Genomic DNA, 13477 nt, shown 5'->3' with positions numbered 1-13477 from the left:
ATGCCGTCACCGGGATGTGAGGTCGACGATCTGCTGGGCGGCGTGCAGCAGCTTGTCGACCGACGACGGCTCGCCGATCGTGACGCGGACGCCCTCGCCCGCGAACGGCCGGACGACGACCCCGTGGTCGGCGAACACCTGGGCCGCGGCGGCCGTGTGCTCGCCCGTCGCGAGCCAGACGAAGTTGCCCTGGGCCTCGGGGACCGTCCACCCCTGGTCGATCAGGGCGCGTCGCACCTGGTCGCGGAGCAGGACGATGCGATCGACCCTGCCGAGCAGTTCGTCGGCGTGGTCGAGCGAGGCGAGGGCCGCGGCCGCGCCCTGTTCGGTGACGGCGAGGGGGATGGCCGTGGCCCGCGCGGCGTCGAGCAGGTAGGAGGCGCCGATCGCGTACCCGACGCGGAGTGCGGCCAGCCCGTACGCCTTGGAGAAGGTGCGGAGCAGGACGAGGTTCGGGTGCAGCTCGGTGAGCGTCTCGCCGTCGACGGCCGTGCTGTCGGTGACGAACTCGGCGTACGCCTCGTCGAGCAGCACGAGCACGTCGTCGGGCACCGCGGCCATGAACGACTCGAACTCGCTCGTCGAGACCGTGGTGCCCGTCGGGTTGTTGGGGGAGCAGACGATGACGACGCGGGTGCGGTCGGTGACGGCCGCGGCCATGGCCTCGAGGTCGTGGCCGCCGTCGGCCCGCAGGGGCACCTGGACGCTCGTCGCACCGGCCACCGTGACGAGCCCCGGGTAGGCCTCGAACGAGCGCCAGGCGTAGACGACCTCGTCGCCGACCGAGGCGGCGGCGAGCACGAACTGGGCCAGCAACGAGACGGAGCCCGCGCCGACGTGGACCTCGTCGACGGTGACGCCGAAGCGCGTCGCGAGGGCCGTCCGCAGGGCCGTCGCCGAGGCGTCGGGGTAGCGGTTGAGCGAGACAGCTCCACGGACGGCCTCGACGACCGAGGGAAGGGGCTCGAACGGGTTCTCGTTCGACGACAGTTTGAAAGCGTCAGGGGACGCCTGCTTGCCCTGGCGGTAGGGCGGCAGGGCGGCGATCTCGGGACGGAGTCGGACGGGAGTGGTCACGCGACCAGCCTATGGGGCGGGGGCCGCGTCGCGTCAGGGCACCGCGCCTCCTCGGGGGGATCTGCTCGGGCACTACCGCCCGTGGACGAGAGGTCGGCATGATGGGGACATGACCCGATTCGTCGTGAGGCTGCTCATCAACGCGGTGGCCCTCTGGCTCACCACGCTGCTCGTGTCGGGGGTGACGGTGACGCCCTACGGAGCCGGGGGCACCCTCGAGACGATCGTGACCTTCCTGCTGCTCGCCCTGGTCTTCGGCATCGTCAACGGCGTGGTCGGCACGGCGATCCGCGTCGTGGCGTTCCCCTTGTACATCCTGACGCTCGGCTTGATCGCCCTGGTCGTGAACGGCCTGCTGCTGCTGATCGTGGCGTGGATCTCGGGCCTGTTCGGCTTCGGGCTGACCGTCGACGGCTTCTGGTGGGGCGTGCTCGGCGCCGTCGTGCTCGCCGTCTTCGCGTGGGCCATCGGCGTCGTCGTCCGCCCCGTGGTCGGGCGGGGAGACCGTCAGCGGTGAACCGGTTCCGCATCTGCTTCGTCTGCACGGGCAACATCTGTCGCTCGCCCATGGCCGAGACCGTCCTGCGCTCGCTCGTCGACGACGCGGGCCTCGGCGACCGGGTCGAGGTCACGAGCGCGGGCACCGGCGACTGGCACGTCGGTGAAGGGGCCGATCCCCGCACCGTCGAGGCCCTCGAGCGCCGCGGCTACGATGGTTCGCGGCACCGGGCGAAGCAGTTCGAGGCCGACGACTTCGCGCGCTACGACCTCGTGGTGGCGTTCGATCGCGGCCAAGAACGCATCCTCCGGGCCTGGGCAGGCGACGACGCCGACCGCTCGAAGGTGCAGCTGCTGCTCACCTTCGCTCCCGACGCGGCGCCGGCGGGCGGCGGTCTCGACGTCCCCGACCCGTACTACTCCGACGCAGGACTCTTCGACGAGGTGCTCGACATGGTCGAGCGCGCCTGCTCGGCCCTCTTCCGCCAGATCGAACCCGCACTCCGCAAGGGACAGTCATGACGTTGCCTCCTCAGCCCCTCAGCCCGCTCGACGGCCGTTACCGTTCGTCGGTCGGCACGCTGGGGGACCACCTCAGCGAGGCGGGGCTCAACCGGGCCCGCGTGCACGTCGAGGTCGAGTGGCTGATCGCCCAGACCGACCGCGGCGCGTTCGGCTCGACCCCGCTCGACGACGAGCAGAAGCGGGCCCTGCGGGCCGTCGTCACCGACTTCGGCCAGGCCGCGATCGACGAACTCGCCGGCCTCGAGGCGACGACCCGACACGACGTCAAGGCGGTCGAGTACTTCGTCCGGGCCCGTCTGGCCGAGCTCGGGCTCGACGGGATCGCCGAACTCACCCACTTCGCCTGCACCAGCGAGGACATCAACAACCTCTCGTACGCGGTCACCGTCAAGGCGGCCCTGTTCGACGTCTGGCTGCCGGCCTTCGACTCCGTGCTCGCCGCCCTCACCACCTGGGCGACCGATGCCCGCGACGTGCCGATGCTCGCGCACACCCACGGGCAGCCGGCGACGCCGACCACGGTCGGAAAAGAGTTCGCCGTCTTCGCGCACCGCCTCCAGCGCCTGCGCTCGCAGATCGTCGGCACCGAGTTCCTCGGCAAGTTCAGCGGGGCGACCGGCACGTTCTCGGCCCATGTCGTGGCCGACCCCGGGCTGGACTGGCCCGCGACGGCCCGGGCCTTCGTCGAGGACGCCCTGGGGCTGACCTTCAACCCGCTGACGACGCAGATCGAGTCGCACGACTGGCAGGCCGAGCTCTACTCGCGCGTCGCCCACGCCAACCGCGTGCTGCACAACCTCGCCACCGACGTGTGGTCGTACATCTCGATGGGCTACTTCACGCAGATCCCGCAAGCGGGAGCGACCGGGTCGTCGACCATGCCCCACAAGATCAACCCGATCCGCTTCGAGAACGCCGAGGCGAACCTCGAGATCTCGTCGGCGCTCTTCGACTCGCTGGCCTCGACCCTGGTCACCAGCCGCCAGCAGCGCGACCTCACGGACTCGTCCGCCCAGCGCAACATCGGGGTCGCCTTCGGCCACTCGATGCTCGCGCTCGACAACCTGCGCCGCGGCCTCGGCGAGATCGCCGTCGGCACCGTGACGCTCGAGTCCGACCTCGACTCCAACTGGGAGGTCCTCGGCGAGGCGATCCAGACCGTGATCCGCGCCGAGGTCGTCGCCGGACGATCGTCGATCGACGACCCGTACGCGATGCTGAAAGAGCTCACCCGTGGCAAGCGCGTCGGGCAGGCCGAACTGGTCGCGTTCGTCGAGGGCCTCGACGTGTCCGACGAGGCGAAGCAGCGCCTCGTGGCCCTGACCCCGGCGACCTACACGGGCATCGCCTCGCAGCTGGTCGACCACCTGGCCTGAGCCCGGGAGGCGCGGGTCGGCCCGTCCGGACGACCCGCGCACCAGCGTGCCCCGGCCCGCAGGCCACGGCCGAGGGTCAGGCGTGCGTCAGTGGCCGCGGGGCTTGTCGGCGTCGTCGATCTCGTGTCGCTCGTCGTCGTTGGGCTTGGCCGCGAGGGCGAGCATGGCGATGGTGACGAGCGCGACGATGAAGCCGATGCAGAGGAAGATCAGCGCGAGTTGCAGGTCGCGCGTCGTCATGAGGACGACGAGGCCGACGAAGGCGGCGAAGACCCCCGACAGTCCGAGGAACTCGGCGGGGCGGAACCGGTCGCGCCAGGTGGGGTGGGTCATGACGTTCGTGCCTTGTCGTCAGGGGTGTCGGCAGCGGCCGGGTGCCCGGTCTGCCATTTGAGCGAGAGGCCGGCGATCACGAGGAACACGCCGACCAGGGCGCCGTAGGCGCCCAGGATGCCGACGAGCACGGTCGAGGACGTCAGTTCGCCCTCGATCTGCTCGATGCCGCCGAGCTGCTGGCTGTAGTCCGGCGGGACGACGAGGAAGACCACGGCCAGGGCCAGGGTCAGCACGCCGACGGTCGTCCAGTCACGGGCGAGCGGTGAACGACGACGACGGCGCAGGCCGGTGAGCAGTTCGAGGACGCCCGTCAGCACGGCCCAGGCCGTGACGAAGGCGACCAGCACGGGCAGCTGCCCGTGCGAGAAGACGAGGCAGAGAGCGCCGATCACGGCCCCGACGACGCCCTGCAGCACGGCGATGGTACGGCTCGAGCGGTCGGACAGGCGCAGGGCCGACCCCACGGCGAGCACGACGCCGCCGACGACCGCCGCCGAGCCGAAGGCGAGCAGGCCGACCTGAGGTGAGTGGTCGGGGGTGAAGGTGATGGCCGCGGCGGCCGCGAGGGCGGGGACGGCACGCAGCACGGGGACGGGCCAGTACGCGGAGAGCGACGGGTCGACGCCCCGGTCCGAGGGGTCGGGCGACGCCACGGGGGCGGTCGCGCCGGAGTCGTGGTGCGCAGGCGTCACGAGACCTCTTTCACGGGTGGGGGACCCGCCGAGTTTACCGCGCGCTCCTGAACGCCAGGCGGCGGGCGGTACCGAAGGTCAGCGGCCAGCCGCGGCCCTTGAGCGTCGTGAGCTGACGCGCCATGCCGGAGGGCGTCACCCGCAGCACCCCCTCGGACTCGAGCGACAACCCGGTGAGCACGCCGTCCATCACGCGCCGGGTGGAGGCCAGGCCCGCGCCCGTGCCGAGCTCGGCCGCGATCAGCACGCCGGCCGGCATGCGGCTGACCCGGGTGTAGGCGGTCGTCGTGTCGGCCCAGGTGGACCGCCAGTCGGGTCCGACCTCTTTGACGCACTCGATCAGGCGGACCGTCGCGACGTCGGGGTCGGGGTCGTCGACGGTGAGCAGACGGTAGTACGTGCGTCGAACGCCCTCGGTGCTCATGAAGAGCAGGTCGACGTAACCCGCCACGACCGAGGCGGGCCGCGGCCCGGTGCCGACGACGGTGCCGCCCGTGACCCGCGAGCCGTGGCCGTCCTTGGCGTCGGGCCAGATCTCGACGAGCACCTCGAGCCCCGAGATCTCGATCTCGCGTGCGGGTGCGTCCGATGCTGCGGCCCCGAGGGCGCAGTCCCGCAGCCCGTACCCCTGGCGGGCGTCGCGCTCGCCCGTGCGGTACGGCACCTGCTCGAGGTCGTGGACCACCCCGCTGAGTCGCTCGACGAAACTGGCTGTCACCTGCGACAGGTTACGTGTGAAATATGGGAGAGGACAAACGCGGCAGGACCCGACGATCTCCCGACACCTTCCCAGCCCGCGCCGTTACGTTCGCAGCATCTGCGGGCCGCCTCCGGCCCCTCCACCCGGCTGAGAAGTCGACCAGCCGCGGGAGCCCGATGACCGCCACCGTCCCCACGACCACCCGAACCGCGCAGCCGCGCATCGTCCATGCGCCGGCAGGTGCGGCGCCCGCCGGGTTCCGTCCCACCGTCGCCGGCCAGGTCGGCAAGCCGACCAGCACCTACTCGAGCTTGCTCAAGTCCGTGCGTGAGGCAGGCCTGCTGCAGCGTCGCACCGGCTTCTACGTCACGGTCTTCGTCGTGCTCGTCGCCTGTCTCGGCGGCGCGGCCACCGGCTTCGTCCTGCTGGGCTCGAGCTGGTTCCAGTTGCTGATCGCCGGGGCCCTGGGCATCATCCTCACGCAGTTCGCGTTCCTCACGCACGAGGCCGCGCACCGCCAGGTGTTCGAGTCGGGCACGCGCAACGACAAGGTCGGTCGCGTGCTCGCCGCCGGCGTCGTGGGCATCAGCTACGCGTGGTGGATGACCAAGCACAGCCGTCACCACGCCAACCCCAACACCAAGGGCAAAGACCCCGACATCGCGTTCGACACGATCTCGTTCCTCGAAGAGGACGCGGCGAAGCAGCGCGGCGTGCTCGGCTTCATCACCCGCCGCCAGGGCTACTTCTTCTTCCCGCTGCTGCTCGGCGAGGGCGTCAACCTCCACGTGACGTCGTTCCGCACGCTGCTCGGTCGCGACAAGGTCGAGGGCCGGGCGCTCGAGATCACGCTGATCGCCGTCCGGCTGGTCGCCTACTTCGGCGTCGTCTTCTGGTTCCTGCCGGTCGGCATGGCCTTCGCCTTCATCGGCGTGCAGATGGCCGTCTTCGGTCTCTACATGGGGTCGTCGTTCGCCCCGAACCACAAGGGCATGCCGATCATCCCCGAGGGGGCCAAGGTCGACTTCCTCAGCAAGCAGGTCCTCACCTCGCGCAACATCACGGGACGGCACTCGACCGCGTTCATGGGTGGGCTGAACTACCAGATCGAGCACCACCTCTTCCCGAGCATGGCGCGTCCGAACCTGCGTGCGGCCAGCGCCCTGGTCAAGGCGCACTGCGCCGAGCACGGCATCCCCTACACCGAGGCCACGATCGGCAAGTCGTACGCGATCGTCATCCGGTACCTCAACCGCGTCGGCCTCTCGGCCCGCGACCCGTTCGACTGCCCCGCGGCGTACGCGCTGCGTCCCCGCTAGTCGGCGACGAGCACGACGAGCGCAGGAGGCGCGGGCCGGGTCAGGCGGACCGGCTCGCGCCTTCGTCGTCCTCGAAGAAGTCCTCGTAGCGGACGGGACGTGCGTCGCCGGACGCGGCCCGCGCCTCCCGGGCCGGCGAGGGGCGGTCGCGGCTGCCGGCCGGCCGGGACTGTTGCTTGGGGTACGGGTGGATCGCGAGGGGGGACGCCGTCGCGTCCCTCGTGTAGCTGGAATCCACGGTCGCCTCCCGTCGCGGGCCGGACGTCGCATCCGGTGCCTCGACCGCCACGATACGAGTGGTCGACGGTGCTCGCGAGGGGCTTGTCAGGCCCTTCGGCGAGGGCTAGCGTCGAGGGTTCGGCGCTCTCAGGCGGGCCAGGCGGCCAGCTGCCAGCCCAACCAGGGCGAGAAGGCGAACGGCGCGGCCGCGACGGCGTCGCGCAGCTCGGCGGGCTCGACCCAGGCCCATTCGGCGACCTCGTCGGGCGAGGGGTCGGGCAGGCCGACGGCCCGGGCCGTGAAGACCGGGCAGATCTCGTTCTCGACCACACCCGAGGCGTCGGTGGCGAGGTACCGGAACTCGGGCAGGATCACCTCGACGTCACGGACCTCCATGCCGAGCTCTTGGTGGGCGCGGCGCATCAGCGCCTCGGCCGGCGTCTCGCCGGGTGCGGGGTGGCCGCAGAACGAGTTGGTCCAGACGCCGGGCCAGGTCTTCTTCGACAGGGCGCGGCGGGTGACGAGGACGCGGCCGAGGTCGTCGGTGACGTGGCAGCTGAAGGCCAGGTGCAGCGGCGTCGTGGCGGTGTGCACGGTCGCCTTCGCGGTCGTGCCGATGGGCGTGCCCTCGTCGTCGAGCAGCACCACGAGCTCGTCGTGCGCGCCGGGGCGGTCACCGGACGTCGGCTGGGGATGCGTCGAGATCTCACGGGTCATGAGAGGTAGTCTGCCCTGGTGGACGGTGATCACCTGCACGCAGGCACGCGGGCGAGACACGATCGTGTCGACGCCGTCCTCGACGACTTCTTCGCGTTGGCCAAACGCCGGGCCGAGTCCGTGGGGTGGCGCTACGTCGACCTGTGGTCTGTGCTCGAGCGCAACAGCGCCGGGGGCAAGCGCTTCCGGCCCCGCATGGTCTTCACGGTGTACGACGCCCTCGGGGGCGCCGACGACGAGGCCGTGGCCCGCGTCGGCGCGGCCTTCGAACTGCTTCACACGGCGCTGATCGTCCACGACGACGTGATCGACCGTGACTTCTCGCGACGCGGCATCCCCAACGTCTCGGGCAGCTACCGCGACACCGCGACGACGGCGGGCATCCCGACCCCCGCGGCCGAGCACCGGGGCATGTCGGCCGCCGTCATCGCCGGTGATCTCGCCCTGACCGGTGCCAGCCGCATGCTGCTCGGCATCGGCTGCGCCGACCACGTCCGCACGCGGCTGCTCGACCTGCTCGACGAGGCGATCTTCGTCAGCGCGGGTGGAGAGATGGTCGACGTCGAGTTCTCGCTCTCCGCCGACCTGCCGACCGTCGACGAGATCCTCGACATGGAACGCGCCAAGACGGCCGTCTACTCGTTCGAGGCGCCGCTGCAGGCGGGCGCCGTCCTGGCCGGGGCAGGCGAGGCCGTCGTGACGGCGGTCGGCGACTTCGGCCGCGAGGTCGGGGTCGCGTACCAGGTGGTCGACGACCTGCTCGGGGTCTTCGGCACCGAAGAGGCCACCGGCAAGACCACACGCGGCGACCTGCGCGAGGGCAAGCGCACGGTGCTCGTCGCGCACGCCGCGACCACCGATGAGTGGTTCACGATCCAGCCGTTCATCGGCAAGGCCGACCTCAGCGAGGCGGAGGCCGAGCACGTCCGCGGCCGCCTCGAGGTCTGCGGCGCCCGCGCCTTCGCCGAGGGGCTCGTCGAGCAGCACGCCCGCCGCGCTCTGGACGTGCTCGACCGTGCCGAGGTGCCCGAGTCGCTCCGCGAGGCGCTGACGCCGGTAGTCCAGGACGTCCTCGAGAGGGTGCGATGACGGGCCTGTCGCTGTACGACTCCGTGGCCGACGCGACCGCGGGCGGCGTGATCCGCCGCTACTCGACGTCGTTCGGCCTGGCCTCCCGCCTGCTGGGCGGCGAGGTGCGGCAGCACGTCGAGAACGTCTACGCCCTCGTGCGCGTCGCGGACGAGATCGTCGACGGTCCCGCCACCGAGGCCGGTCTGAGCACCGAGGCCGCGGGCCGGTTGCTCGACGGCTTCGAGGCCGAGACCGAGCGGGCCCTGGCCGAGGGATTCAGCCCCAACCTGGTCGTGCACGCCTTCGCCCGCACCGCCCGCGCCACCGGTTTCGGTGCCGAGCTGACCGCACCCTTCTTCGCCTCGATGCGGGCCGACCTCAGTGCCCGCGAGCACGACCAGGCCTCGTTCGACGCCTACGTGTACGGCTCGGCCGAGGTCGTCGGACTGATGTGCCTCAAGGCGTTCCTGCAGGGGCACGCCTTCCCGCCGAGCACGGTCGCCGAGCTCGAAGAGGGGGCCCGCCGTCTGGGCGCCGCCTTCCAGAAGGTGAACTTCCTGCGTGACCTCGCGGCCGACTTCGAACAGCTCGGCCGCAGCTACTTCCCCGGGGTCGACGTGACCACGTTCGACGAGCAGACGAAGACGAGACTGGTGCGAGACATCGACGACGACCTCCGCGTGAGCGGCGAGATCATCCCCGTGCTGCCGACGACCTCGCGTCGGGCGGTGGCCCTGGCCCACGGCCTGTTCGCCGAGCTGAACCGGCGTCTCGAGGCGACCCCCGCCTCCTCGCTGGTCCGGGCGCGCGTGCGCGTGCCGAACCCGGTCAAGGTGCGCATCGCCGCGGGGGCCGCGGCCGGCCGCGTCACGCGCCTGCCCGAGGCCCGCGCATGAGCCGCGACACGGTCGACCGCGGGGCCACGGGCGCCGCCACCGGTGCGCCCGACGAGTCACACGGCCTCAGCGTCACCCGCCACGGTCGCCGCGTCGTCGTGATCGGCGGCGGCATCAGCGGCCTGGCCTCGGCTGCACTGCTGGCCCGCGAAGGCCACGAGGTCACCCTGCTCGAGAAGAACGACGAGGTCGGTGGCCGCGCCGGGTCGTGGAGCCACGAGGGCTTCCGCTTCGACCTCGGCCCGAGCTGGTACCTCATGCCCGAGGTCTTCGACCACTTCTTCCGCCTGATGGGCACGTCGGCGGCCGAGCGCCTCGACCTCGTCGAACTCGATCCGGGCTACCGCGTGCTGTTCGAGCCGACGCCCGACGACCCCGCGGCCAGCGCTCCGATCGACGTGCCCCGCGGGCTCGAGCAGAACGTCGAGCTCTTCGAGCGCGTCGAACCCGGCAGTGGTGACCGCATGCGCCGGTACCTGCGGTCCGCCCGCGACACCTACGAGATCGCCAAGCGGCGGTTCCTCTACACGAGCTTCGGCAGCCTCGCACCCCTGCTGCGCGGCGACGTTCTCGTGCGCCTACCCAAGCTGGCGCGGCTGCTGTTGACGAGCCTCGACTCGTTCGCCTCCCGCACGGTGACTGACCCGCGCCTCCGTCAGATCCTGGGGTACCCCGCGGTCTTCCTCGGCTCGTCGCCGTTCGACACCCCGAGCATGTACCACCTGATGAGCACGCTCGACCTCGACGACGGCGTGCTGTACCCGCAGGGCGGCCTGATCTCGGTGATCGAGGCGATCCGCGACGTGGCCGTCGAGGCCGGGGTGACCGTCGTGACCGGCGCGGCCGTGACGCAGATCGTCACGCAGCCGCTCGCGGCCGAGGGCGCGGCCCTGCCGCGCGGCTCGAAGGCGACCGCCGAGGCGACCGGGGTCGACTGGGTCGACGCCGAGGGCGCGACGCACCGCGTCGACGCCGACCTCGTGGTCAGCGCGGCCGACCTGCACCACACCGAGACGCAGCTGCTGCCGCGCGAGTTGCGCACCTACGACTCGTCGTACTGGGCGAAGAAGAACCCCGGGCCGAGCGCCCTGCTGCTCTACCTGGGCGTCGAGGGCGAGATCCCCGAGCTCGAGCACCACACGCTGCTCTTCGCCCGCGACTGGCACGAGAACTTCGACCGGATCTTCGGCGCCGACAAGCGCATCCCCGACCCGCCGTCGCTGTACGTCTGCAAACCGAGCACGGTCGACCCGTCGACGGCGCCCGCCGGTCACACGAACCTCTTCGTCCTGGTGCCGCTGCCCGCCGACCCGGCGCTCGGCTCGGGCGACGTCGACGGTGACGGCGACCCGATGATCGAGCGGCTCGCCGACGGCGTCATCGCCCAGATCGCCGAGTGGGCGCACGTGCCCGACCTCGCCGACCGCGTCGTCGTCCGACGCACCCGCGGACCGCGCGACTTCGTCGACGACGTCAACGCCTGGAGCGGCAGCATGCTCGGCCCCGCGCACACGCTCGCCCAGAGCGCCCTGTTCCGCACCGGCAACGTCTCGACCCGCGTCGACTCGCTGTTCTACGCCGGCGGTTCGGTCCGCCCGGGCATCGGCCTGCCGATGTGCCTGATCAGCGCCGAGGTGCTGCTCAAGAACCTGCGCGGCGACACGAGCACCGAGCCGCTCCCCGAGCCGTCGGCGGCCCGGCCGACGCCGTCCGAGCCCGCCGCCGGCTGATGGGGTTCCTGTACCTCGCGGCGCTGCTCGTCTCGCTGTTCGGCATGGTGATGCTCGACCGCAGGTTCCACCTGTTCTTCTGGCGCGACGTCCCCCGGGCGGCGGTGACGCTGCTGGTCGGCGTCGTGTTCTTCCTGATCTGGGACGTCGTGGGCATCGACCTCGGCATCTTCTTCCGTGGCGAGACCTCGTTCATGACCGGCGTCCTGGTGGCGACCGAGCTGCCGCTCGAAGAGGTCTTCTTCCTGACGCTGCTCTGCTACCTGACGATGAACCTGCTGGCCGGAGCCCGGATGACGGCGGCGGTCGTGCTCGACCGGCGTGACGCGAGCCGGGCCGGTCGCCCGGTGGACGGCGTGACGTCGTGACCTACTGGGCCGTGAACGCGGTGTTCCTGTCGATCGTCGCCGTGCTCGGAGTGTTGGCACTGGTGGCCGCAGGGGTGCGTGGCCGGGCCGCGCGCGCCTCCTCGTCCCCGGCCGAGACGTCGCGTCGCCGGCGCGAACGGCTGCTGGGCGCAGGCCTCGCGACCGGCGTGCTGCTCGTGATGACCGCCGTGTTCGACAACGTCATGATCGGCATCGGGCTGGTCGGCTACGACGCCGCCCGGATCAGCGGGGTGTTCGTCGGCATCGCCCCGCTCGAGGACTTCGCCTACGCGATCGCGGCGCTCGTGCTGTTGCCGTCGGTGTGGGTGCTCCTCGGCGGGCCGAAGACGCCCCGGGTGCCCGCTGCGCCGGCGGCCGGCGGGTCGACGCCCGTGAAGGAGGCGCGCTCGTGAACACGATCAAGGCCCTGTTCGTCTCGTCCCGGCCCCTGAGCTGGATCAACACGGCGTTCCCGTTCGCGGCGGCGTACGTGCTGACGTCCCTGCTCGGCAGCCGTGACGTGAACTGGCTCGTGCTGGTCGTCGGCGCCCTCTACTTCTTGATCCCCTACAACCTCGCGATGTACGGCATCAACGACGTCTTCGACTACGAGAGCGACCTGCACAACCCGCGCAAGGGCGGCGTCGAGGGCGCGCTGCTCGACCGCAGCCTGCACCGCACGACGTTGCGCGCCGCGGTGATCACGAACGTCCCGTTCCTCGTGTTCCTCGTCGCGGTGGGCGACCCGCTGAGCTGGCTCGTGCTGGCCGTCAGCGTCTTCGCCGTGATCGCCTACTCGGCCCCCGGCCTGCGCTTCAAGGAGCGCCCCTTCGTCGACTCGATCACCTCGAGCACGCACTTCGTCAGCCCCGCCGTCTACGGTCTCGTGCTGGCCGGGGCGACCTTCACGCCCCAGCTGTGGGCGCTGCTCGGCGCGTTCTTCCTCTGGGGCGTCGCGAGTCACGCGTTCGGTGCCGTGCAGGACGTGCTGGCCGACCGCGAGGGCGGCATCTCGTCGATCGCGACCGAGATCGGGGCCCGCGCGACGGTGCGCCTCTCGGTGGTGGCCTACCTGCTGGCCGGCGTGCTGCTGACCTTCACCGAATGGCCGGGCGCGCTGGCGGCCCTGCTGACCCTGCCCTACGCGATCAGCTGCGCCCCGTGGTGGAACGTGACCGACGACCGGGCCGAAGAGGTCAACCGCGGGTGGCGACGCTTCCTGGCGCTCAACTTCGTCAGCGGGTTCGTCGTGACGATGCTCATGATCTGGTGGGTCTTCTTGCGGAACTGACGCCGCGCCTCCTGCGCTCGTCGCCCCTCGGCCCGCCGGGTCGGGCGGGCCGGACGCTCAGGGGCGCCAGCCGAGGTTGAGCGCCGCCGTACGGAGGAACCGCACGGTGGTCGAGTAGGCGCCCGGCTCGGCCCCCCGGACCGTCTCGTCGCGGAGGCCCTCGACGACGCCGACGAGTTTGCGGTGCGCCAGGCTTCCGCGCTCGGTGAGCGCGTAGCGGTCGTCGCCGACCCCGTCGGTCGCGAGGTCCACCCAGCCGCTCTCCACCAGCTCGGCGAGGTGGTCCGAGCTGGACTCACCCGTGGCCGGGTCGAGGAAGGGCGCGACGGCCCCGTCGAGGGCGGTGCGGGTCGCCGGGCCGCGCTCGAGCAGGTTCAGGAGTTGCCACTGCCGGCGCGTGACCCCGTGTTCGTCGAGGACCTCGTCGAAGCGCCGGTCGATCAGCCCGTCGACGAGCTTCAGCCAGAAGCCGATCGGGCGCCCCCGGTCGACGGCCAGGTCGTCGTCGACGCTGCCCAGGTCGAGAGGTGCGTGCGTGTCATCGGTCGGCGGGGTGACCTCGCCTCCGTCTTCGGAACGTCGTCGGTCCATGGACGGCACCGTACACCGGTCGTACCTCCGTCTCGAGAGGGATCTTCCGATGGATTCACCTGCCGGAAAGA

Annotated in this window: 17 protein-coding genes; 10 read left to right on the top strand and 7 right to left on the bottom strand. The window is 71.4% G+C overall.

From position 1 onward, the window contains the following. Positions 1-6 precede the first annotated feature (6 nt). Positions 7-1077 carry a histidinol-phosphate transaminase gene (locus tag BIV04_RS07570; RefSeq protein WP_071255582.1) on the bottom strand — a complete coding sequence of 357 codons (1071 nt, stop codon included), beginning with the start codon at positions 1075-1077 and terminating at the stop codon, positions 7-9. Positions 1078-1186: 109 nt separating this feature from the next. Between BIV04_RS07570 and BIV04_RS07565 the strand changes: the two genes are divergently transcribed. From BIV04_RS07565 to purB, 3 genes are read left to right on the top strand one after another with little or no spacing between them, the layout of a single operon-like run. Further along, positions 1187-1594, top strand: a complete 408-nt coding sequence (locus BIV04_RS07565) for a phage holin family protein (RefSeq protein WP_055976474.1) — start codon at positions 1187-1189, stop codon at positions 1592-1594. After that, positions 1591-2097 (top strand): low molecular weight protein-tyrosine-phosphatase, encoded by a 507-nt coding sequence (locus tag BIV04_RS07560; protein ID WP_255364209.1) that lies wholly within the window; start codon positions 1591-1593, stop codon positions 2095-2097. Before BIV04_RS07565 ends, BIV04_RS07560 begins: the two co-directional genes overlap by 4 nt. Then, on the top strand, positions 2094-3476 hold the full coding sequence (gene purB, locus BIV04_RS07555; RefSeq protein ID WP_071255580.1) for an adenylosuccinate lyase: 1383 nt from the start codon (positions 2094-2096) through the stop codon (positions 3474-3476). Before BIV04_RS07560 ends, purB begins: the two co-directional genes overlap by 4 nt. Before the next feature lie 87 nt (positions 3477-3563). On the opposite strand, the gene BIV04_RS07550 is transcribed toward purB, so the two are convergent. The 3 genes from BIV04_RS07550 to BIV04_RS07540 are packed head-to-tail and all read right to left on the bottom strand — an operon-like array spanning position 3564 to position 5222. Next, positions 3564-3809, bottom strand: coding sequence for a hypothetical protein (locus tag BIV04_RS07550; RefSeq protein WP_043594098.1), 246 nt, complete (start codon positions 3807-3809; stop codon positions 3564-3566). Continuing rightward, positions 3806-4504 carry a DUF308 domain-containing protein gene (locus BIV04_RS07545; protein ID WP_255364208.1) on the bottom strand — a complete coding sequence of 233 codons (699 nt, stop codon included), beginning with the start codon at positions 4502-4504 and terminating at the stop codon, positions 3806-3808. Before BIV04_RS07545 ends, BIV04_RS07550 begins: the two co-directional genes overlap by 4 nt. Before the next feature lie 34 nt (positions 4505-4538). Continuing rightward, entirely contained in the window at positions 4539-5222 is a 684-nt protein-coding gene (locus BIV04_RS07540) for a hypothetical protein (RefSeq protein ID WP_143048611.1), read from the bottom strand. Between the two features lie 158 nt (positions 5223-5380). Between BIV04_RS07540 and BIV04_RS07535 the strand changes: the two genes are divergently transcribed. Continuing rightward, on the top strand, positions 5381-6523 hold the full coding sequence (locus BIV04_RS07535; RefSeq protein ID WP_071255578.1) for an acyl-CoA desaturase: 1143 nt from the start codon (positions 5381-5383) through the stop codon (positions 6521-6523). 40 nt (positions 6524-6563) lie between these two features. On the opposite strand, the gene BIV04_RS07530 is transcribed toward BIV04_RS07535, so the two are convergent. Together BIV04_RS07530 and idi are read right to left on the bottom strand one after the other, a co-directional pair. Further along, complete coding sequence (locus BIV04_RS07530) at positions 6564-6761, bottom strand: hypothetical protein (protein ID WP_143048610.1); 198 nt, start codon at positions 6759-6761, stop codon at positions 6564-6566. A 128-nt stretch (positions 6762-6889) separates the two neighbouring features. Continuing rightward, positions 6890-7459 (bottom strand): isopentenyl-diphosphate Delta-isomerase, encoded by a 570-nt coding sequence (idi, locus tag BIV04_RS07525; protein ID WP_043594089.1) that lies wholly within the window; start codon positions 7457-7459, stop codon positions 6890-6892. An 18-nt stretch (positions 7460-7477) separates the two neighbouring features. On the opposite strand from idi, the gene BIV04_RS07520 reads away from it, so the two are divergent. The 6 genes from BIV04_RS07520 to BIV04_RS07495 are packed head-to-tail and all read left to right on the top strand — an operon-like array spanning position 7478 to position 12815. Further along, positions 7478-8548: a polyprenyl synthetase family protein gene (locus BIV04_RS07520; RefSeq protein ID WP_083396264.1), complete on the top strand. Its 1071-nt coding sequence runs from the start codon at positions 7478-7480 to the stop codon at positions 8546-8548. Further along, positions 8545-9426: a phytoene/squalene synthase family protein gene (locus BIV04_RS17095; protein WP_071255575.1), complete on the top strand. Its 882-nt coding sequence runs from the start codon at positions 8545-8547 to the stop codon at positions 9424-9426. Before BIV04_RS07520 ends, BIV04_RS17095 begins: the two co-directional genes overlap by 4 nt. Beyond that, a complete protein-coding gene (crtI, locus tag BIV04_RS07510) occupies positions 9423-11156 on the top strand; it encodes a phytoene desaturase family protein (RefSeq protein WP_083396263.1) in 1734 nt (577 codons plus the stop codon). Before BIV04_RS17095 ends, crtI begins: the two co-directional genes overlap by 4 nt. Then, entirely contained in the window at positions 11156-11524 is a 369-nt protein-coding gene (locus BIV04_RS07505; protein ID WP_071255574.1) for a lycopene cyclase domain-containing protein, read from the top strand. Before crtI ends, BIV04_RS07505 begins: the two co-directional genes overlap by 1 nt. Beyond that, a complete protein-coding gene (locus BIV04_RS07500) occupies positions 11521-11937 on the top strand; it encodes a lycopene cyclase domain-containing protein (RefSeq protein WP_071255573.1) in 417 nt (138 codons plus the stop codon). Before BIV04_RS07505 ends, BIV04_RS07500 begins: the two co-directional genes overlap by 4 nt. Then, positions 11934-12815 carry a prenyltransferase gene (locus BIV04_RS07495; protein ID WP_071255572.1) on the top strand — a complete coding sequence of 294 codons (882 nt, stop codon included), beginning with the start codon at positions 11934-11936 and terminating at the stop codon, positions 12813-12815. Before BIV04_RS07500 ends, BIV04_RS07495 begins: the two co-directional genes overlap by 4 nt. Positions 12816-12872: 57 nt before the next feature. On the opposite strand, the gene BIV04_RS07490 is transcribed toward BIV04_RS07495, so the two are convergent. Then, on the bottom strand, positions 12873-13406 hold the full coding sequence (locus BIV04_RS07490; RefSeq protein WP_255364206.1) for a MarR family transcriptional regulator: 534 nt from the start codon (positions 13404-13406) through the stop codon (positions 12873-12875). Between the last annotated feature and the right edge of the window lie 71 nt (positions 13407-13477).

This window comes from Frigoribacterium sp. MCBA15_019 (genome assembly GCF_001864945.1).
Classification (GTDB): Bacteria; Actinomycetota; Actinomycetes; order Actinomycetales; family Microbacteriaceae; genus Frigoribacterium.
This window is presented reverse-complemented; position numbering and strand designations above follow the sequence as displayed.

Excerpts from the sequence above, each read along its gene's own strand:
- BIV04_RS07565 (WP_055976474.1), top strand. The coding sequence starts at position 1,187 with ATGACCCGATTCGTCGTGAGGCTGCTCATCAACGCGGTGGCCCTCTGG.
- purB (WP_071255580.1), top strand. The coding sequence starts at position 2,094 with ATGACGTTGCCTCCTCAGCCCCTCAGCCCGCTCGACGGCCGTTACCGT.
- BIV04_RS07550 (WP_043594098.1), bottom strand. The coding sequence starts at position 3,809 with ATGACCCACCCCACCTGGCGCGACCGGTTCCGCCCCGCCGAGTTCCTC.
- BIV04_RS07535 (WP_071255578.1), top strand. The coding sequence starts at position 5,381 with ATGACCGCCACCGTCCCCACGACCACCCGAACCGCGCAGCCGCGCATC.
- idi (WP_043594089.1), bottom strand. The coding sequence starts at position 7,459 with ATGACCCGTGAGATCTCGACGCATCCCCAGCCGACGTCCGGTGACCGC.
- BIV04_RS17095 (WP_071255575.1), top strand. The coding sequence starts at position 8,545 with ATGACGGGCCTGTCGCTGTACGACTCCGTGGCCGACGCGACCGCGGGC.
- crtI (WP_083396263.1), top strand. The coding sequence starts at position 9,423 with ATGAGCCGCGACACGGTCGACCGCGGGGCCACGGGCGCCGCCACCGGT.
- BIV04_RS07505 (WP_071255574.1), top strand. The coding sequence starts at position 11,156 with ATGGGGTTCCTGTACCTCGCGGCGCTGCTCGTCTCGCTGTTCGGCATG.
- BIV04_RS07490 (WP_255364206.1), bottom strand. The coding sequence starts at position 13,406 with ATGGACCGACGACGTTCCGAAGACGGAGGCGAGGTCACCCCGCCGACC.